Genomic DNA, 19,263 nt, shown 5'->3' on the forward strand with positions numbered 1-19,263 from the left:
CGAGTCCCCGCGGCGGGATCGGCCGCCTGTTTGCGTGTGCCGATTCAGCGACCGCGCATGGCCGCGGGCAGTTGATGGTAGTAGTACGTCAGTGTCCGCAGGCCATTGTCGAAGTTGTCGAGCGAGAAGTGCTCGTTGGGCGCGTGGAAGTTCTCGTCGTTCAGGCTGAAGCCCATCATGACGATGGGGATGTGCAGGAGCGTCGAGAACGTCTCCACCACGGGGATGGACCCGCCCATCCGCGTGAACACGGCCTTTTGGCCGTACGCGTGTTCGTAGGCGGAAGCGGCGAGCTGAAGCGCCGGGTGATCGTAGGGCGCGACGTACGGCTTGCCTCCGTCCTGGCGCACGAACGTGACGCGCGCACCCTTCGGCGCATGCGCTTGCACGTGCCGTTCAATGAGGTCCAGGATCTCCTGCGGGTCTTGATCCGGCACGAGCCTGCACGTGATCTTCGCGTGCGCCTCGCAGGGGATGACGGTCTTTGTGCCTTCGCCCTGAAAGCCGCCCCAGATGCCGTTCACTTCGAGCGTCGGCCGCGCGCACATCCGCTCGAGCGCGGTGTATCCGGGCTCGCCCCAGAGATCCGCGAGCTGCAGGGAGCGCTTGAGTGCCTCTTCGTCGTGCCCTAGCTTGGCGAACTCCTCCCGTTCGGCTTCGGTGAGCGGGCGGACGCGATCGTAAAATCCCTCGACGGCCACGGTGCCGTCCGGCCGGTGGAAGCTCGCGACAATCTCGGCCACGGCCCGGGCGGCATTCGGCACGGCGCCGCCGTAGAGACCCGAGTGGAGGTCGGATGCAGCCGTGCGGACATCAATTTGCGCCGCGGCAAGGCCGCGCAGGCCGTACACGACGGCGGGCTGGTTGGGCCCAACCAGCGTGGTGTCGGAGATGAGGACGAGATCCGCCCGAAACTGGTCTCGCGTCCGCTCGAGGAAGCTGTGCAGGTGGGCGGAACCCACCTCCTCCTCGCCTTCGATGCAGAACTTCACGTTCACGGGCAGGCGTCCGTGCACCTTCAGCATGGCGGAGAGGACGGCGATGTGCAGAAACGTGGGGCCCTTGTCGTCACTCGCGCCCCGCGCGTACAGCTTGTTGCCGCGCACGGTCGGCGTGAACGGCGGCGATTCCCACAGCTCGACGGGATCGACCGGCTGCACGTCGTAGTGACCGTAGACGAGCACGGTGGGCTGGCCGTCCGCGTGGAGCCAGTCGGCGTATACGAGCGGGTGGCCGCCTGTCTCCATGAGTTGCACGTGTTCGAAGCCGGCGGACTTCAGCCGCCCGGCAATCCACTCCGCCGCGCGCCTGACGTCGCCGCGGTGTTCGCTCAGGGCGCTCACGCTCGGGATGGACAGGAGTTCCTTCAGTTCCTCGAGCAGCGCGTCGCGCTCCCACTCCAGGTAGCTCTCGACCTCGTGAATGGCATCCAACGTGTCACGACTCCTCTCTCTATCGTGCGTTCCAGTTCGAGCATAGCGTAATCTGCGGCCGATGGGAACAAAATGGGGTCGGGGACGGCGGTCGTGCGGATCGCCCAATTCCTATTATGCCTTACGGTATACAGAGTTTTTTGCGATCCGCCACAGGTGTATACTGTCTTTCGAAGCGCGACTGCCGCTGGCGAGGGGAGACGAGATGGGCATGGACACCCAAGCAATTGCAAGTCATTTGCTACAGCAGAGCGTCTGCATGTTCAAGGGGCGCATCTGTCATCCGGAGCCGCGGGCCATCCGAGAGATCATCGAGTGGACGCGCGCGGCCATTTTGCCGAACTACTTCGATGCCGAAGGTGGAAAGCACCTTTCCCATACCCTGGACCGCCTGCGCGCCGAGCTCGCGGAGCAGGTGCACCGGGCGACGTACCAGTCCTGTTTGTCCTCCGGGACGGCCGACACGCAAAAGCGGGCCTGGGAGACGGCGGACGCGTACATCGAATATCTTCCTCAGCTTCAGAGCCTCGTGTACGAGGACATCACCGAGACCGTGAATGGGGATCCGGCCGCGACGGGGTGCGACGAGGTCATCCTCACGTATCCAGGCATCTTCGCGCTCCTCGTGTATCGCGCGGCGAACGTGCTCTACCGCCACGGGGTTCCGCTTTTGCCTCGCATGATGACGGAGTACGCACACCGGGTGACCGGCGTGGATCTGCACCCGGGCGCCACCATCGGGCGGAGCATCATGATCGATCACGGCACGGGCATCGTCGTCGGCGAGACAGCCGTGGTGGGCAATCACGTCAAGATCTACCAGGGCGTCACGCTCGGCGCGCTATACTTTCCGAAGGACGAGGAAGGCGAGTATCAGCGGCATGTCAAGCGCCACCCGACGGTGGAGGACTACGTCATCCTCTACGCCAACTGCACCGTGCTCGGCGGCGAGACGGTCATTGGGCATCACAGCGTGATTGGCTCGAACGCGTGGGTGACGCAGTCCGTTCTGCCGTACAGCAAGGTGATCTACGAAGCGGAGAGCGTCGTGCGCACGCGCAACGCGCGATCCTAAGCGCGTTTTGCTCATTCGATTCGCCAAATGTGTGGCGCTTCGACTGGACATGTGTTACAGTTGAAGTACCCCTTTACCCCTATATTGGGCCACCCAGGTGTGGGTGTGCCTTTTTTTGTGTTCCCATGCAGGGAGGTTGAGCCATGCCGTTTGCCGAACGATCCGACGCGCGCCTCTATTACGAGGTCCGCGGCGAAGGATATCCTCTGCTTTTGATCATGGGTGTTGGCGGGAACATCCGCTGGTGGGGCTCCGGATTTGTGCGGCGACTTGCGGAAAAACACACCGTCATCGCCTTCGACAACCGCGGCGCGGGCCAGTCGGAAGCCGACCCAGCGAAGCCGTGGACCCTCGAACAAATGGCGGACGACGCCCGCGCGGTGCTCGATGCTGCAGGCGTCGAGCGCGCGCACGTGCTGGGCTATTCGATGGGCGGGATGATTGCGCAGGAGATCGCGCTTCGCTATCCGGCGACCGTCGCAAGCCTCGTGCTCGGCGCCACCTCGTGCGGCGGTGCGCAGATGGTCCAGCCGGATGAGGTCAAGCGGGAGATGCGATCCCGTCCGGCAAGTGTCGCCGAGCGTGCCGAGTGGTACATGCGGCTTTTCTTTCCGGAGGCGTTTCGCGCGAAGAACGAGGCGTATCTGCAAAGCGCCTTCCGCCTGCTGCTTCGGGCGGACATGCCGGAGGCGGTGTATCAGGCGCAGCTCGATGCCGTGGACCGGTGGCGGGGGAGTTGGGAGAGGCTCCCGAGTTTGTCGTGCCCTGCGCTCGTGATGCACGGGCTCGAGGATCGCGTCTTGCCGTACATCAACGGGGAGCGCCTCGCGTACCGCATCCCGGGCGCCAGGCTGAAGCTGTACGCGGGCTGCGGCCACGGGTTTGCCATGCAGGCGGGTAGCGCCGTCCTCCGCGATGTGCTGGCATTTCTGGACGGGGTCGGAGATGGGGCCGGGCGCGAGGGCTAAAGTCATTCAGGGTTCGCGCGACTCGAGATGCTGGAGCAACACGCGCGCTTCAACGCAAAGGGCATGAACATCTTCCTCCTCGCGAACGTGCCTATCCAACTAAAACGGGCGAGGACATCACTGCCCTCGCCCTTCTCCTATGTCAGCGCGCCACCGACAGCGTGAGCTTCTTGCCGTTCACGTCCCACTCCTTCGTCAGATCCGCGTCGGCGAGCGGCGCGTCGCTCCACTCGCGCACGAGCACCGTCTCGTCGATGCGCGCCCGGTTCCTCGCGATGACGTCGAGCAGTTCCGGATCCCCCTCCGCGTAAAACCGCACGTGGTGCGTGACGCCGTAGTCGACCTCCTTGCGCATCATCTGCATCTTCGAGATGACCTCGCGCACGTAACCCTCCTCAATGAGTTCCGGCGTGAGCCGCGTCTCGAGGCCAACAAACAGCCGGTTGTCCACCGTGACCAACCCCTCGAACTTGGCCTCAAAGCGTATCTCGGCGTGCTCCTGCGTCAGGGTCTCGCCTTCGAGCACCACCGCGCCTGTCTCCCGGAACGCGCGGATCTGCGCCTCGTCCGCGTTCTTCGCCGCCTCGTTCAACACAGGCGTCTTGCGGCCGAACGCCTTGCCCACCGCGTTCAGATTCAAATACAACGTCGGCCGCGCGATCTCGTCGAGATCGACGAAGCGGATCTCCTTCACGTTCAACTCGTCCTGGATGACGTCCGCGAACTTGGCGATCACGTCCTGCTGCGCCTTCGGCACATACAGCGCCGCGAGCGGCTGGCGCGTCTTGAGCTTGCTCTCGTTGCGCAGATGCCGCCCCATCTCGACGACGCGCAGCACGAGCGCCATTTCGCGGATGAGCCCTTCGTCGATGAGGAACGCATCCGCCGTCGGGAAGTCGCACAGGTGCACGCTCTCCGGCACCTCCGCCGCGTCGCCGCCCAGGCGCACGACGTTCTGGTAGATATCCTCGGCCAAAAACGGCGTGATGGGCGCCGTGAGAAGCGCCACGGTCTTCAGCGCTTCGAACAGCGTGAGATAGGCCGCCACCTTGTCTTTCTCCATGCCGTCTGCCCAGAAACGATCGCGGTTGCGCCGCACGTACCACGTGGAGAGCTCGTCCACGAACGCCTGCAAGAGCCGCGCCGCCTGCGTGGCGTCGTAGCGTTCATACGCCTCGTCCACGCCCTGAATGGTCTGATGGAGGCGCGCCATGAGCCACCGGTCCATGAGCGGCCGCTCGACCACCGGCACCGGCTCGACCTGGTACGGGTTGAACCCGTCGATCCCGGCGTACAGCGCGTAGAACTGGTGGATGTTCTGCAGCAGGTCGATGTACTTCGCCTTCGCCTCGGCCACCGCGCGGTGGTAGAAGAGCTGCGAGTTCCACGGCTGCGTATTCGACACGAAGTAGAAGCGCACCGCGTCGGCGCCGTGCTTGTCGAACGCCTCGAACGGATCGATCACGTTCCCCTTCGACTTCGACATCTTCTTGCCCTGCTCGTCGAGCACGTGGCCGAGGACGAGCACGTTCTTGTACGGCGCCCTGCCCGTGACGGCCGTCGAGATGGCGAGCAGGCTGTAGAACCAGCCGCGCGTCTGGTCGATGGCCTCGCAGACGAAGTCCGCCGGGTACAGGCGCTCGAACAGCTCGCGGTTCTCAAACGGATAGTGAAGCTGCGCAAACGGCATCGAGCCGGAGTCAAACCAGACGTCGATGACTTCCGGCACGCGCACCATCGTGCCCCGGCCGCAGCGGCAGGGCCACACCAGTTCGTCGATGTACGGCTTGTGCAGCTCCTTCGGCAGGCGCCCCGCCTTCGCCTCAAGCTCCGCGCGAGATCCAATGCACTCGATCTCCCCGCACGCGTCGCAGCGCCAGATGGGAAGCGGCGTGCCCCAATAGCGCGATCTCGACAGGTTCCAGTCGATCACGTTCTCCAGGAAGTTGCCCATGCGCCCGTCGCGGATGTGCGGCGGGATCCAGTTGACCGACTGCGAGTTGGCGATGAGCACATCCTTGAACTCCGTCGTGCGGATGAACCAGGAGTGAATCGCGTAGTAGATGAGCGGTGTGTCGCATCGCCAGCAGTGCGGGTAGCTGTGTTCGTGCTTGTGTTTCTCGTACACCAGGCCGCGCGACGCGAGATCCTTGACGAGATCGACGTTCAAGTCCTCGTCTTTCACAAACCGCCCCTCGTAGTCGGACACGTCCTTCGTGAATCGGCCCGATTCATCGACGAAGTTCACGAAGATGAGCCCCGCCGCCTGGCACGCCTTGTAGTCCTCTTCGCCGTGCGCAGGCGACATGTGGACGATGCCTGTACCGGATTCGTCCGTCACGTGCGGCGACGCGATGACGATGTGCTTCTTGCCCTCCTGCACGACGTACGGGAAGACAGGCGTGTAGGCCGATCCGACGAGTTCGCGCCCGGACTTCTGCGCGATGATCCGGTCGCCATCTTCGAGATACTGACCTTGTAGCCCCTCGGCGACCCAGACGTTTTCGTCGGACTTCGCCTTGTGGATGAGGACGTAGGTCAGATCCTCGTTCACCGCGAGGCCCACGTTGGACGGCAGCGTCCAGGGCGTTGTGGTCCAGGCGAGGAAGTAGGTCGGGCGGCCGTCCACGTCGTCCTTCGCGCGGAACTTGGCCGTGACGGAGAGATCCTTCACGTCCTTGTAGCCCTGCGCCACCTCGTGGCTGGAGAGCGTCGTCTCGCAGTGTGGGCAGTACGGGCTCACGCGGTGGCCCTCCACGAGCCAACCCTTGTCGTAAATGGTCTTCAGGAGGTGCCAGACCGACTCAATGTAGTCGTCCGTCAGCGTCATGTAGGGGTGGTCGAGATCGATCCAGTAGCCGAGCCGCTCCGTGAGCTCGCGCCAGACCTCCTCGTACTTGAACACGCTCTCCCGGCACGCCTGGACGAAGCGCTCGATGCCGAAGGCCTGAATGTCCTTCTTGCCGCTCATGCCGAATTTCTTCTCAATTTCGATCTCGACCGGCAAACCGTGGGTATCCCATCCGGCCTTGCGCATGACGTGGTAGCCCTTCATGGTGCGGTACCGAGGATACAGGTCCTTGAATACGCGCGTGAGGACGTGCCCAGGGTGCGGCAGACCGTTGGCCGTCGGCGGTCCCTCGTAAAACACCCACTCTGGCCGCCCTTCGCGCGCCTTCTCGCTCTTTTGGAAGATGTTCTCCCGCTTCCAGAATTCGAGGACGCGCTGTTCGCGCGACGTGGCCGGTTCCTTGGCGTCGACCTTCCGCATCGCCATCTGCATGGTTCACTCCTTGTTCGGATTTCGCCGGGATCTTGCTCAAAGTGAAGCAAGATGCAACAAAAACACTCGTCCGCCGGGGACGAGTGTTTGGGCAGCCGTATCTGGGCGTGCCGCTTTCGTCCATTTCCTATTTTCGACGTATAGTATACTGTGGAGTGCAGAGATTGTACAGGGAAGCGGGGGACTTCGCGTGCAGGTGAGCGAGCGGGCGGCTCAAGAGCTTCTTCGCCTCGCGCGAGAAGAGCTTGCGCCTGCCGAATTCATCCGGATCGACCGCGCTTATCGATGTGGGGGGCCGAGGTTTCAGGTCGTGATCGACGAGGTGTCGACGCCGCTCGATTCGGTCATCCGCGTGAGCGGCCCGGACGGCGACGTCGAGGTGACAGTGGGGCAGGCGCTCGTCAAGTTGCTCGAGGGCGTCGTGCTGGATTACAGTGAGGATGGCTTCGTGTTCGGGGAAACGGCGCCGGTGGGCTGCTGACGCCCGGGGCGCTCAACAAGCCGAGCATCAGAACGCATTCTCGACAAGGGCGTGTGGGCATGGCAAAGGCTGTGGTGATTCTGAGCGGGGGGCTCGACAGCGCGACGTGCATGGGCATCGCGCACGCCGCGGGCTATGAGCTTTGCCCTATCACGTTTGACTACGGGCAGCGGCACCGGATTGAGCTCGAGTCGGCGAAAAAGGTGGCAGCGTTTTACGGCGTCAAGGACCACCGCATTGTGTCCATCGACTTTCTGCGCCAGATCGGGGGGAGCGCCCTGACGGATGAATCCATCGACGTGCCGACGGAGGGCGTGTCCCGCGAAATTCCGGTCACGTACGTGCCCGGCAGAAACCTGCTGTTTCTCGCCATCGCGGCGTCGTACGCGGAGGTCATCGGTGCGGAAGCCATCTACATCGGCGTAAACGCGCTCGATTACAGCGGCTACCCGGACTGTCGGCCAGAGTTCATCGAAGGCGTGGAACATGTGTTGAGAATCGGCACGAAGGCGGGCGTCGAGGGGCGGCCCATTCGCATCGAGACGCCGCTTCTGCACTGGACGAAGGGCGAGATTGTGCGCAAGGGGCTGGAACTTGGGGTGCCGTACGAGCTCACCACGTCGTGCTACCAGGGCGGCGAGGTGGCGTGCGGCGAGTGCGACAGCTGCCGGCTGCGCCTGAAGGGGTTTGCGGAGGCGGGCGCGAAAGATCCCATCCCGTACCGCCCCGGCTTCAACGACTAGCCTTGGAACGCCTGGATGAGTCGCCACGCCCGCTCGAGCTGGCGGCGCTTGTCGGGATCGGCTGTCACGTACGACTGAAGAAACGGCATGGCGTCGGGATGCATGCGGACGAAGAGGATGAGCCGCGCCTCGTCCTTGGTGAGGACAAGCTGCGTCACGCCGGGCGCGTCGCCGGCTTCTCGCTCCACCCGGTTGGGTTCCGAGGCTGCCGCCGCCCTGTCGCCAGGGTGGCTCTCGTTGGGCGCGGGCTTGGCCTGCTGATGCCGCGATGGGGGCACGGCCGCGGCGTCGAGGTGCGGCGCAATCTGCGCCATCTCCACGCCGAGCGCTTCCGCAATTTGCGCGAGCGTGCGTTCGTCCGGCTGCCGCCGGTTGGTCTCGTACATGGCGATGGCGCTCGTCGACAGGCGGGCGCGCTCCGCGAGCTTGGCCTGCGTGAGGCCCCGCTCCTTTCGAAGTTGGGCGATGCGCTCGCCAACCGGGGGCGTGGGCGAGGACGGCGTCATGCCTCTTCCTCCTCTCCGGGGGTGTTGACCATGTGCAGCGCGATCCCGCCGAGCCGTTCGAGCATCGCGGCCCGCGCGGCGGGAGGGATTCCGGCCTCTTCCAGGGCTTGGGCCATGCATCGGAGCCAGTGCTCCGCGTGGCGCACGGTGATGGGAAACGGCAGGTGCCGAGCCCGAAGCATCGGGTGACCGCGGCGCTCGGTGTAGAGCCTCGGCCCGCCGAACAGTTGCGTTAAAAACCAGTACTGCCGCTCTTTCACCTCGTCAAACGTCGGCGGAAACAGCGGCCTCAAGAGTTCGTCCTGCGCGACGCGATCGTAGAAGGCGTCCACGAGCTTGCGAAAGGTGCTCGCGCCGCCCACGGCCTCGTAAAGCGTTGTGGTTGCCACAGAGGTTCACCCTCCTCTTCCGAACAGTATACCGAAAGCGAACATGTTGCGCAGCGCAGCAGCCTCCGCGCGAGGACCTCGCATTCTCGAGCTTTTTCCCATGACTTCTTCCGGCGGTATAATAGACCTGTACGGCAAGGGGGGACGGCGCGTGAACCCGTATGATCATGCGCACGCCCTGGCGCGGGCCATTCGCGAGTGGGAGCCGTATCAGCGCGCGAAGCGGGCCAAGGAGGCCATCGAGCGGGACGAGCCGACGAAGCAGATGGTGCTCGACTTCTATCGGCGCCAGTACCAGCTCGAGATGAAGCGGCTCCGCGGCGAAGAGCCTGCGCAGGAGGAGCTTGAGACGCTGCGCAAGTTGTTCGAGATTGTCCAGTTGAATCAGGACGCGCGGGCGTACCTGGAGGCCGATCTCGAGCTTCAGCGGCTGTGGATGGACGTCCAGCGCATTGTCTCCGAGCCGCTGGACGACGTCCGCCTTGCGTCGCTGGACGAAATCATGAGGGAAGTGGGGCGAGAGTCGTGAAACTGACGTACCATGGACAGTCCTGTTTCGTGATCGAAAGCGGAGAACATCGCCTGGTCATCGATCCGTTTTTGAGCGGCAACCCGAACGCGGTGGCGAAGCCGGAGGACATCAAGGTCCAGTGGGTGGTTCTCACGCATGGCCATTCCGATCACGTCCTCGACGCGGAGACCATCGCGCGCAACAACAACGCGACCATCATTGCGGCGAACGAGCTGGCCGTCTACTACGCCAGCAAGGGGCTGAACGTCCATCCAATGGGTATCGGCGGCAAGCGCGACTTCCCGTTCGGCCGCGTGAAGGTCACGCTCGCGTTCCACGGCTCCGGCGTGGAGACGGAGAACGGCTTGGTGTACGTCGGCCCGCCGGTCGGCTTCCTGCTGACCCTGGAGGGCAAGACCATCTACCACGCCGGGGACACCGGGCTGTTTGGCGACATGAAGATCCTCGGCGAATTGAACACCATCGATCTCGCGCTGCTCCCCATCGGCGACAACTTCACCATGGGCCCGGACGACGCGCTGATTGCCGCGGAGTGGCTGAAGGCGAAAAAGGTCATTCCGATGCACTACAACACGTTCCCGCTCATCGCGCAGGACGGCGCGAAGTTCGTCGCGGACTGTAAGGCGCGCGGCATCGACGCGGTGGAGCTCAAAATCGGCGAGACGTTCGAGTTGTGATACGTGGAAATGGACGGCAGGTTCCGCGAAGGCGGCGCCTGCCGTTTTTGACGTTGCCCCGCCCCGTGCCCTTCTCACCGGAACGATGTCCCAACTCGTGTCCCATTTCATCGGTCCTCATTCCAATCTTGGAGATTCTTGTTGAATCGCGAGATTCCATCGCGTAGAATGGGATCCAACCACAACCGATGATGCGCGCGGCGAGAGAAGTCCACGCGCGTCGGAAGAGAGGAGCGTCGCGAATGGCGCGTTGGGTTCGCTGGGTCGCCGCAGGGCTTTTTGGTGTGGCGGTGGCAGATGTGGCGTGGTTCACGTACGCCGCGCCGCGGCACGCAAAGCTGACGACGGTCATGAGCGAAAGGCAGGCTGTGGATGAACTGCCCATCGAGCGCATCTCGTTCCGGCCAGCGGCCGCCCCGTACGGTACGGTGCACCATCTGTCACTGCCGGGCTGCCAGGTCTGGTCCATCGACGGCCGAGCGCTCTGCGTCGTGCAGTATCCGTCCATGAAGGCGGACGGATCGTTCACCGGCGCCTCGCGCATCGACGTGATCGACGCCGATACGGGCCACGTCGAAGAGGCCATCTCGATGCCGCGGGGATTGCAGGCGAACGCCGCATACCTCACCGATCGGTGGCTGGTGTGGCAAACGGGTTCCGACGGCGGCACTGGGATGCGGCAGCTGTGGGCGGAGGCACGAGCGACCGGCACGCGCTTTGTGATTCGGTCCGCCGAGCGTGGGGTGCAGGAAGGCGATGTCGTGGGCCTCAAGGTGGTGGGGGATACGGCCTATTGGCTGAGCGTGCAACAGGAGAAGCGCGACGTTCAGACCACCGTCTGGGCTTACAATCTCACCACTCGCAAAGGGCATACGATTGTCACAGAGGACAGCGAGCGGGACGGGCGGGCCGTGCTGTCGATGGCCGTGGGAGAGCGGGCGCTGTGGTGCGTGGAGGCAATATCGAAGCATCCGTTCGATCCGTCCGCCTCTGCGCGACTGGTGCGCATCAGCCTTTCACCAGGCCCGGTGAACCGGACAGCCGTCCCCCTCTGGCACCCGGGCACGCTTTACGCGGCGACCGACGAGACCGCCATCGTGCAGTTGAACGCGAACCCAACGCCGAATTCACCTGAGAACCCCGCGCCGTATCCCTTGTTCGCGTACAGGCTGGGCGCATCCGTCTTGGAGCAGTGGACGGATGGAGAGGCGGGGACGGCAAGCGGCGACGCCACCTGGCTCGCGGTGGATCAGAGCGCCGCAGGCGGAGGGCGCGCGCTTTTGCTCCACCGGCCGTCGCAAACCGAGACCGCGCTTCCGGCGCCCTTTTCCTACACGGACGGACATTGGGTCGCCTGGTGGGACGGGGCCGGGCATCTCGCGTGGGCCACGCTCACCTGACGCGAACGAAAAGGCGCCGCCTCGGGCACACGCCCCGGACGGCGCCTCTTCGTCAGTGCGCCCGATCCGCCATTTTGACCATGATGCTCGCGATGGCGCGGCGCTCTTCATCGTCCGCCACGTTCCACATTTCCTTCAGGAGCTGTTGCTCGGGGTTCTTAGGATCCACCTTGCTCGCCAAAAACTCGCCGACCTTCGTGGCGATGTTCGCGAGCTGATCCTGATTCAGGCCGGCTTCCTTGGCGCGATCGACGTGTTCCCCTAAGAATTGCTTCCAGTTCTCGAAGGTCTCCATGACGCCCATGGCTCATCCTCCTCCAAGTGCATTGGTTTCGTGCTCAATGTTCCCCGATGTAGCGAGGGTCATGCGATGTGGAGCGCTGCATGTTGATGTGGAGCACTGCATGTTTCGGAAGCCTGGCGCATATATGTCGGACAGGCAAAGGAGGAGGACGCGGTATGCGGAGAAAAGTGGGCGTGCCGAGACAGGTGCGGACGTACTCGGCCATCTATGGGCTTGCGGCGCTCGCGCTCGCGGCGTACGGCGTGCCGCGCCTGCCGAAGCTCGAGCACGGCGTCGCGGGCACGTTTTCGGCGCTTTGGCTGCTTCTGCTGGCGCTCTACATCGGGGCGAATCTGTACTTCTGGCTTGGAGCGGATCGCGAACGGGCGCGGCAATTGGAAGAAGAAGCGTATCAGAGCGCGGCGCGGGAAGAGCGGCCGGGGCGTATCAGGCTGCGCGCGCGGGGATGAAGGACTGGCGGTGCGCGCCTTCTTGCCGGACGTCCGAATGCGCCAACGGGAGGCGGGCAGGCGGCTCGTCACGACCGCCTGCTGGTCCACGCCACCAGGCCGATGGCCAGGACGAGGCACGCCAGAATGGTCCCAATCGGGTCAAGGTTGCCGTGCAAAGGATCCGTCACGGTGTTTCCTCCTCGTCATCGAATCGTTCGAGCGACGTGCCGCGCGCGTGCACGTCGTCCCTCTGCCCGGAGAGCGAGCGGCCCAGGCGAATGGCGTTCGGGCCAAACTTGGCCCGCACCTCGTCGATGGCGCGCTCGAGCTTCTCCAGCCGCTCGTCCCTTGGTTCGGCTGCGATGGGCACGGCGTCCCACAGGTGAAGCTGCACGCCCTGCCCGTCGCGCGGCACCAAGCCCTCTACCGAGACCCCGAGCAGTCGCACCGGCTCGGCCGGCCAAATCCGTTCAAACAGTGCCCTCGCGGCTTGAAAAAGTTCACCGGTGTGGCGCACGTAGGTCGCCAGGGTGTCCTGGTGGCGCGAGGTGCGCATGCGGCGATCCCGCACGACCACGGCAATCACGCGGCCCATCAGGCCATAGCGGCGCATGCGCGACGCGACGCGATCGCACAAATCCATCACGACGCCCTCCACCTCGGCGAACGACCGCGCGTCCTTCGCCAAGGTCATCGAATGGCCCACGCTCTTTGGCGGCTGAGGCTCCGTCTCGAGCGGGCGCGGATCGATGCCGTTGGCGCGCGCCTTCAGCTCGGCAGCCCGCGGCCCGAGCGCGCGGGCGAGGACATCGAGCGACTGCACGGCGAGATCGCCAATGGTGAGGATGCCGAGGCGCCTGAGCCTCTTCGCGGTGCTCGGGCCGACGCCGTGCATATGCTCGATGGCGAGCGGCCACAGTAAGCTGCGAATGTGATCGGTGCGGAGCTCCGTGATGCCCATCGGCTTCTTCATGTCGCTCGCCATCTTGGCCAGGAACTTGTTAGGGGCCACGCCGATGCTCGACGGAAGCCCAAGCGAGTCGAGCAGGCGCGCCTGGATGGCGCGGGCGAGATCAACCGGCCTGTCCCCGCCTGGCACGTGCGTGACGTCGGCGTAACACTCGTCAATGCTGACGATCTCGACATCCGGCGTGAACTCGCGCACGATGGCGAACACCTTTCGCGCATACGCGCGGTACAACCGAAAGTCGGGCCGCACAAGGATGAGCTCCGGGCAGCGCGCCAGAGCCTGGTGGACCGGCATGGGCGGCTTGACGCCTCGGGCGCGGGCCTCGTAGCTCGCGGTGACCACGATGCCGTGGCGCGTGGCCGGATCGCCCGCGACGGCGACGGGTTTGCCCGCGTAGCGCGCCGGATCGACGGCGGCGTGACACGAAGCGTAAAACGCGTTCATGTCGATGTGAAGGATTTGCCGCTGCGAAATGCGAAATCACCTCTAGGCATCAGTGTAACGCAAGCGCGGGATGAGCGCTCGTGGATTTCGTGAACCCTCGATACCTTCCACTTCAACGTGAAAGGTTCGGATCAAGCGCAACAGGATGCGGTAAAATCCTTGTTGGACAGCATCGTTGAGCGACAACCATGCGACGGATGAAAAGGAGACTGTCTGTGCAGAGCAAGGAACAGCGCTTGATGCGCATTCGCGAGATTGTAAGCCAGAACGAGATTGAGACCCAAGAGGATCTGGTGCGCGCACTCGAGGAGGCGGGCTTCCCCGTCACGCAGGCCACCATTTCGCGCGACATCAAGGAACTGCAGCTCGTCAAGGTGGTGGGTTCAAACGGCAAGTACAAATACGCCCTGCCCACCGCGGTGAACAAGGTCTCGGTGGATGCGCTGCAGCGGCGTCTGGCGGAGGTGTTCATCTCGCACGCGCGCGCCAACAACCTCATTGTCATCAAGGTGGCCCCTGGGAACGCGCACGCCATCGGCGCGCTGATGGACGCGCTGGATCCGCCCGGCTTGCTCGGCACCATTTGTGGAGATGATACGATGCTGCTCGTGTGCCAGGACGAGGAGGCCGCCGTCCGCCTGCTCAACGAGACGCTGAACATCGGGTGACGCTGGCGTTTCGCGTTTTCCGAGTTATACTATAGAAGTTGGCATATTTCTGCTGCGGCTTCGGCCGCGGCGCGTGAGGAGATTGGCCATGCCACTGTACAACTCGATTCTCGATCTCGTCGGACACACGCCGGTCGTTCGCCTGAACCGCCTGCCGGATCCCAACGGGGCGAGCGTCTATGTGAAGCTCGAAGGCAAAAATCCGGCGGGCAGCGTGAAGGATCGGCCGGCCTTGAACATGATTTTGGAAGCGGAGCGTCAGGGCAAGCTTATCCCGGGGAAGAGCACCGTCATCGAGGCGACGTCGGGCAACACAGGCATCGGGCTCGCCATGGTCTGCGCCGCCAAAGGGTACCGCTGCATCATCACGATGCCCGAGAACGCCACCGAGGAGCGCGTCAAGTTGCTCAAGGCGTACGGCGCCGAGGTGCATCTGACGCCCGAGTCGAAGCGGATGAAGGGCGCCATTGAGCTCGCCGAGGAACTCGCCGCGCGCATCCCGTACAGCTTCATCCCGGCCCAGTTCGACAACCCCGCGAATCCCGACGCGCACCGCAAGACGACGGCGCTCGAGATCCTCGAGGACTTCGAGGGCAAGCTCGATGCGCTCGTGCTGACCGCTGGCACGGGCGGCACGGTGACGGGCACGGGCGAGGTGCTGAAGCAGCGCATCCCGGGCATCAAAATCTACGTCGTGGAACCGAAGGGATCGCCTGTCCTTTCGGGCGGTCAACCGGGTCCGCACAAAATCCCCGGCACGGGTCCGGGATTTGTGCCGAGCATCCTGAACCGCGAGGCGTTTGACGAGATCCTGCTCATTGACGATCACGACGCCCAGATGATGGCGCGCCGCGTCGCCGCCGAAGAGGGCATTCTGCTCGGAGCGTCCGGGGCGGCGTCTGTCTTTCACGGTCTGCGCATCGCCGCGGCGCTTCCCAAGGAGGCGCGCGTGCTATGCATGGCCCCGGATACCGGTGAACGGTATCTGTCGTCCGATTTGTACCAGAGTTGACGGGGCTTGCATCGAAATTTCGGCGCTGCGATCGCAAAGATAGGTCTCAAGACTCATGTGAGGAGTTCGCGGACCCGATATACTGACGGTGTGGTGTAGTTGACCTTGTTCTACACTGTACCTATCCCTGACTGCCCGGTCTGCGGGAAACCCCGTCTCAAGCGCGAGGCGGGGTTTTTGTTTGTTTGAGGCTTGCGTGACAGGACGCGGAAGACTGACCACGCATACCCCCACCCGGGTGCCGCGTCCGGGCGTGATGCTGGACGCGGAATCCGAACGAACCCGCCGAACAGAAAACGAGCGCCGCATGGCGCGGCGCCCGTGTCCTAGTCGGACAGTCCAGCCTGGAGCGTGCTCGTCATCTTCGCCAGGATCTTCGTGGCGGTCTTGACGTCCGACACCTTTTGCTGTTCAAGCTGCGTCATGTCCAGGAGCGCGGCGAGCAGCTCGCTGTTGTCTCCGGCGGCGTGGGCCTGCTCAAGGACTTGGAAGTCGGCGGATACCTCCGCCTGCGTGTACAGTGCATCCTCGAGATACGATACGACGGCCGTGGAATCCGGCGTCTGCTGCGTGAGGACGTCGAGATCGCCCACCTGGACGAAGAGCTGAAGTGCGTTGATGTACGCGTTGAAGGCTGCCTGCAGTTGGGCTTGCGCCTGTTTGTCGCTCTGCGTGGCCTGCTTGTAGGCCTGAAGCGTCTGTTGGAGTGCCTGATCGATGGCCGCGGGCGACGTCGGCAGGGACTGCGTCGGCAGCGGCGGATGGGAGATCTGCGTCGGATGAATGGTTTCGTACGGCGCAATCGCCTGCTCAAACTGCGTGATGATCTGGTGAAGGTTCGGGCGAGAGCCACTGCCTGAGGCTGTCCCGTCCGTGCCGTTGCCTGTGGCGTTGGCGACAGCCAAAAGCACGTTGCCCTGCGCGGTCTGCGCCTCGGCGGCAGGCGCTCCGGTGAACGACAGGAGACTGACCGCCGACGCCGCGATGGCGAGAAAAAGACCCCGATTCACAGAAGTCACCTCGATTGTGTGGTATCACATTCATTCGTCACATCGAGGTGAAACTGTGGGGGTCTGTCGCAGGACTCTGTCACTTTCCGGCGGACTGGCGCAATCGCTCCACGCCGTACGCCGTCAGAAACGCGGCCGCCGTGATGGCGAGGTGCTGCGAAAAGTGGACCGCCGGCACCGCGTCGTCCATCACGCCCGGCAAATACGTGGCCGCGAGCGCCGCCGCGCCGACGTACGCCACACCGGCGTGCAACCAAGGGGAAAGCTTCACGATTGCGCCACCTCCTCCGCATCGGCGGCGCCGTACTCGTGCTCCTCAGTTCGCTGGCGCGCCGCGCTCTGCGCCGCATAGCGGGCGGCTTCGAACCCTAGCAATCCGCCCGACACGAGGAACAGCGCGTGCGCCAAGGCATGATGAAGGACGGACGCGTCCGCCCACGCGTCGACGCTCGGCCACACACCTACGGCCCACGCGGCGAGGGCCACGACGACGGTCAACGGGATCTTCAAGGGCAATCGACCTCCCTGCGAGGGTTTCCAGACTGACGCTCCTTACAAGTTTGCTCGCAGAGATGAAAAGTTAAACCTGGCGATCTCGTCACGGCGCGCTCTGCCGGAATCGCCCGATGACCTCCGTCGTGTCGAGGATGGTGATGAACGCGTCCGGATCGAGCGACTGGACAATCTCCTTGAGATCCGCAATTTCGAGGTGCGTCATGGCGCAGAGCAGCACGCCGCGCTCGCGTTGCGTATACGCGCCATACGCGCGCATCACGGTCGAGCCGCGCACGAGCCGCTGGCCGATGGCGCTTGCCACCTCGCTTGGCTTCGAGGTCACGATGAGTGCCGTCTTCCGCTGCTGGAAGTGCATCAGGCCCGAGACAACGCGAGACGCGGCGTACATACTGACGAGGGTGTACAATCCTGCGGGCACGCCGAAGACGAGCATGGACAAGAGGACGATGGCGGCGTTCATGACAAAGCTCACGGAGCCGATATTGCGCCCCGTCAGGCGATGCACCACGAGACTCACGATGTCCGTCCCGCCCATGGAGCCGCCGACGCGGATGACGAGTCCCGACGAAAGGCCCGTGAGCACGCCGCCGTACAGGCTCATGAGCAGCGGATCTGTCGGCGTGGAAAAATGGAGTCGGACAAAGTCCGCGAGCGCAGAGAAGCCAAGGATGGCAATGCCGGTCTGAAAGATGAACCGGCGCCCGAGATATCGGTAGCCGAGGAGGAAGAGCGGGATGTTGAACACAAAGTACATGGTGCCTACGCCGAGGGCGGGGACGTAGTGATGGAGGATCTGCGCCACGCCCGTGACGCCGCCGGCGAGGATGTGGGCGGGAGTGAGGAAGTTGTTGACCGCGACGGCGCCCACCAAGTCGGAAAAGAGGATGACCGCGATGCGCCAGGTCCAATCGAGCGCGGGATGAGAGGCGCCGCGCATGCCCACCATGCGGCGCACGTCGTCGTATACGCGCATGACTCACGTCTCCTCATCGCACAGGCTTTGGCACCATTCTACACGCATTTGAAGGGCAATTGACGACAGGTTCGTGAAAGCTATGATCAAGCTAGATTCTAAGCCGTGAGGGACCGCGGGGCGGTCCGAGGAGGATCCGTGACGACTAAACATCAGCAAATCCTGGAGTATATCCGATCCCTGCCGGTTGGATCCCAGATTTCCGTTCGCAAAATCGCGCGCGTGTTGAACGTGTCCGAGGGGACGGCCTACCGGGCCATCAAAGAAGCTGAGGCGGAGGGCTTCGTGTCCACGCTGGACCGCATCGGCACGGTGCGCGTGGAAAAGAAGGAGAAGGAGCAAATTGAGCGCCTGACCTTCGCGGAAGTGGTGCGCATCGTGGAGGGCACGGTGCTCGGCGGGAAAGAGGGCCTGCACAAGACGCTGAGCCGGTTCGTCATTGGCGCCATGCGCACCGAGTCCATTAGCCGGTATTTGAGCCCCGGGTGTCTCATGATTGTGGGCAACCGGGAGCAGGTCCAGCGCATGTCGCTCAAGAGCGGCGCCGCGGTGCTCATCACCGGTGGCTTTACCGCCTCGCCGATGGTCGAGAAGCTCGCCAACGAGTACCAATTGCCGCTCATCTCGTGCTCCTACGACACGTTCACCACCGCTTCGCTCATCAACCGCGCGCTGTACGACCGGTTGATTAAAAAGGACATCCTCTACGTGGAAGACGTGCTGCAAAATCAGCCGCTCGTGAGCCTTCGGCCCGACGACACCGTGCGCAAGTACTATCACCTCGTCGAGGAGTCCGGCCACTCGCGCATGCCGGTGGTGGACGCGAACGGCCGGCTCGTCGGCATCATCAGCCCGCGCGACGTGGCGGAGGCGGAGCTCGACGCTCCCGTCTCCCGGTACATGACGCGCAACCCGGTGTCCGTCACGCCGAAGACGACCATCGCGTCGGCCGCGCACCGGATGGCGTTCGAAGGCTTCGAGATCATGCCCGTGGTGAAGGACAAGGACGTGATTGGCGTGATCACGCGCCAGGACGTGATCCGGGCGCTGCAGATCATGAACCGGCAGCCGCAGGTGGGGGAGACCGTCGAGGACGTGGTGGTGCGGGACTTCAACGTGGTCCAGACCCCGGACGGCTCCGCCGTGTTGCGAGGCCAGGTCACGCCGCAGATGACGACCTCGGGCGGTACGCTCGCGACGGGATCGCTCACGACCATTATCCAGGAGGCGGCGCGCGTCTGTCTGCGCAGGGCGCGGCACGTCGATATGCTGATTGAGAACATGACGCTGTATGTGCTTCGGCCCGTGCCGGTCGATACCACCATCGACGCGCGGGCGCGCGTGCTGAACGACGGGCGGCGCTATGCCAAGGTGGAGGTCGAGATTGCGGACAAGAACGACGTGTTCGCGAAGGCGCTCGTCACCGCGCAGTGGATCGAGAGGTGAGC

The 19,263-nt window shown here is 64.0% G+C and carries 21 protein-coding genes; 11 read left to right on the top strand and 10 right to left on the bottom strand.

What is annotated here, in order from left to right; translation table 11 throughout:
- Window positions 1-44 precede the first annotated feature (44 nt).
- The gene (locus AC27E8_RS04595; RefSeq protein WP_487098346.1) at window positions 45-1,433 is read right to left on the bottom strand and encodes a dipeptidase; all 1,389 of its coding nucleotides are present in this window, start codon (window positions 1,431-1,433) and stop codon (window positions 45-47) included.
- Between the two features lie 211 nt (window positions 1,434-1,644).
- Here AC27E8_RS04595 and AC27E8_RS04600 point away from each other — a divergent pair, with 211 nt between their 5' ends.
- Together AC27E8_RS04600 and AC27E8_RS04605 are read left to right on the top strand one after the other, a co-directional pair.
- Window positions 1,645-2,508: a serine O-acetyltransferase gene (locus AC27E8_RS04600; RefSeq protein ID WP_041695912.1), complete on the top strand. Its 864-nt coding sequence runs from the start codon at window positions 1,645-1,647 to the stop codon at window positions 2,506-2,508.
- Window positions 2,509-2,651: 143 nt separating this feature from the next.
- Complete coding sequence (locus tag AC27E8_RS04605; RefSeq protein ID WP_487098345.1) at window positions 2,652-3,476, top strand: alpha/beta fold hydrolase; 825 nt, start codon at window positions 2,652-2,654, stop codon at window positions 3,474-3,476.
- A 142-nt stretch (window positions 3,477-3,618) separates the two neighbouring features.
- Here AC27E8_RS04605 and ileS read toward each other — a convergent pair whose 3' ends face one another.
- The gene (gene ileS, locus AC27E8_RS04610) at window positions 3,619-6,759 is read right to left on the bottom strand and encodes an isoleucine--tRNA ligase (protein ID WP_487098344.1); all 3,141 of its coding nucleotides are present in this window, start codon (window positions 6,757-6,759) and stop codon (window positions 3,619-3,621) included.
- Window positions 6,760-6,949: 190 nt separating this feature from the next.
- On the opposite strand from ileS, the gene AC27E8_RS04615 reads away from it, so the two are divergent.
- Both AC27E8_RS04615 and queC read left to right on the top strand, forming a co-directional pair.
- Window positions 6,950-7,240 (top strand): iron-sulfur cluster assembly protein, encoded by a 291-nt coding sequence (locus tag AC27E8_RS04615; protein ID WP_487098342.1) that lies wholly within the window; start codon window positions 6,950-6,952, stop codon window positions 7,238-7,240.
- A gap of 59 nt (window positions 7,241-7,299) precedes the next feature.
- Window positions 7,300-7,983 (top strand): 7-cyano-7-deazaguanine synthase QueC, encoded by a 684-nt coding sequence (gene queC, locus AC27E8_RS04620; RefSeq protein WP_012811622.1) that lies wholly within the window; start codon window positions 7,300-7,302, stop codon window positions 7,981-7,983.
- Here the strand turns inward: queC and AC27E8_RS04625 are convergent.
- Window positions 7,980-8,489 (bottom strand): helix-turn-helix domain-containing protein, encoded by a 510-nt coding sequence (locus tag AC27E8_RS04625; RefSeq protein WP_487098341.1) that lies wholly within the window; start codon window positions 8,487-8,489, stop codon window positions 7,980-7,982. The genes queC and AC27E8_RS04625 overlap by 4 nt on opposite strands.
- Window positions 8,486-8,878, bottom strand: a complete 393-nt coding sequence (locus AC27E8_RS04630; protein ID WP_487098340.1) for a globin domain-containing protein — start codon at window positions 8,876-8,878, stop codon at window positions 8,486-8,488. The genes AC27E8_RS04625 and AC27E8_RS04630 overlap by 4 nt, the downstream gene beginning before the upstream one ends.
- A gap of 151 nt (window positions 8,879-9,029) precedes the next feature.
- Between AC27E8_RS04630 and AC27E8_RS04635 the strand changes: the two genes are divergently transcribed.
- The 3 genes from AC27E8_RS04635 to AC27E8_RS04645 all read left to right on the top strand — a co-directional run bounded on the left by AC27E8_RS04635 (window position 9,030) and on the right by AC27E8_RS04645 (window position 11,487).
- Window positions 9,030-9,407, top strand: coding sequence for a YlbF/YmcA family competence regulator (locus AC27E8_RS04635; protein ID WP_487098339.1), 378 nt, complete (start codon window positions 9,030-9,032; stop codon window positions 9,405-9,407).
- Entirely contained in the window at window positions 9,404-10,087 is a 684-nt protein-coding gene (locus AC27E8_RS04640) for a metal-dependent hydrolase (protein ID WP_012811618.1), read from the top strand. Before AC27E8_RS04635 ends, AC27E8_RS04640 begins: the two co-directional genes overlap by 4 nt.
- A 242-nt stretch (window positions 10,088-10,329) precedes the next feature.
- Window positions 10,330-11,487: a hypothetical protein gene (locus AC27E8_RS04645; protein ID WP_487098337.1), complete on the top strand. Its 1,158-nt coding sequence runs from the start codon at window positions 10,330-10,332 to the stop codon at window positions 11,485-11,487.
- Between the two features lie 52 nt (window positions 11,488-11,539).
- Here the strand turns inward: AC27E8_RS04645 and AC27E8_RS04650 are convergent, their stop codons facing one another.
- Complete coding sequence (locus AC27E8_RS04650) at window positions 11,540-11,791, bottom strand: DUF3243 domain-containing protein (protein ID WP_012811617.1); 252 nt, start codon at window positions 11,789-11,791, stop codon at window positions 11,540-11,542.
- A 155-nt stretch (window positions 11,792-11,946) separates the two neighbouring features.
- On the opposite strand from AC27E8_RS04650, the gene AC27E8_RS04655 reads away from it, so the two are divergent.
- The gene (locus tag AC27E8_RS04655) at window positions 11,947-12,240 is read left to right on the top strand and encodes a hypothetical protein (protein ID WP_487098335.1); all 294 of its coding nucleotides are present in this window, start codon (window positions 11,947-11,949) and stop codon (window positions 12,238-12,240) included.
- Window positions 12,241-12,406: 166 nt separating this feature from the next.
- Here the strand turns inward: AC27E8_RS04655 and AC27E8_RS04660 are convergent, their stop codons facing one another.
- Window positions 12,407-13,666, bottom strand: coding sequence for a DNA polymerase IV (locus AC27E8_RS04660; RefSeq protein ID WP_487111361.1), 1,260 nt, complete (start codon window positions 13,664-13,666; stop codon window positions 12,407-12,409).
- Between the two features lie 167 nt (window positions 13,667-13,833).
- Between AC27E8_RS04660 and argR the strand changes: the two genes are divergently transcribed.
- Window positions 13,834-14,304 (top strand): arginine repressor, encoded by a 471-nt coding sequence (argR, locus tag AC27E8_RS04665; RefSeq protein ID WP_041695911.1) that lies wholly within the window; start codon window positions 13,834-13,836, stop codon window positions 14,302-14,304.
- 88 nt (window positions 14,305-14,392) lie between these two features.
- The gene (gene cysK / locus AC27E8_RS04670) at window positions 14,393-15,316 is read left to right on the top strand and encodes a cysteine synthase A (protein WP_487098333.1); all 924 of its coding nucleotides are present in this window, start codon (window positions 14,393-14,395) and stop codon (window positions 15,314-15,316) included.
- Window positions 15,317-15,642: 326 nt separating this feature from the next.
- Here the strand turns inward: cysK and AC27E8_RS04675 are convergent, their stop codons facing one another.
- The 4 genes from AC27E8_RS04675 to AC27E8_RS04690 form a co-directional block, all read right to left on the bottom strand.
- The gene (locus AC27E8_RS04675; RefSeq protein ID WP_487098332.1) at window positions 15,643-16,326 is read right to left on the bottom strand and encodes a hypothetical protein; all 684 of its coding nucleotides are present in this window, start codon (window positions 16,324-16,326) and stop codon (window positions 15,643-15,645) included.
- 79 nt (window positions 16,327-16,405) lie between these two features.
- A complete protein-coding gene (locus tag AC27E8_RS04680; protein WP_487098330.1) occupies window positions 16,406-16,597 on the bottom strand; it encodes a hypothetical protein in 192 nt (63 codons plus the stop codon).
- The gene (locus AC27E8_RS04685) at window positions 16,594-16,836 is read right to left on the bottom strand and encodes a hypothetical protein (protein WP_487098328.1); all 243 of its coding nucleotides are present in this window, start codon (window positions 16,834-16,836) and stop codon (window positions 16,594-16,596) included. The genes AC27E8_RS04680 and AC27E8_RS04685 overlap by 4 nt, the downstream gene beginning before the upstream one ends.
- A gap of 88 nt (window positions 16,837-16,924) precedes the next feature.
- The gene (locus tag AC27E8_RS04690; RefSeq protein ID WP_487098327.1) at window positions 16,925-17,815 is read right to left on the bottom strand and encodes a YitT family protein; all 891 of its coding nucleotides are present in this window, start codon (window positions 17,813-17,815) and stop codon (window positions 16,925-16,927) included.
- Between the two features lie 138 nt (window positions 17,816-17,953).
- Here AC27E8_RS04690 and AC27E8_RS04695 point away from each other — a divergent pair, with 138 nt between their 5' ends.
- On the top strand, window positions 17,954-19,261 hold the full coding sequence (locus tag AC27E8_RS04695; protein ID WP_012811607.1) for a DRTGG domain-containing protein: 1,308 nt from the start codon (window positions 17,954-17,956) through the stop codon (window positions 19,259-19,261).
- The last annotated feature ends 2 nt before the right edge of the window (window positions 19,262-19,263 follow it).

The organism is Alicyclobacillus sp. CIJ1 (assembly GCF_057538885.1).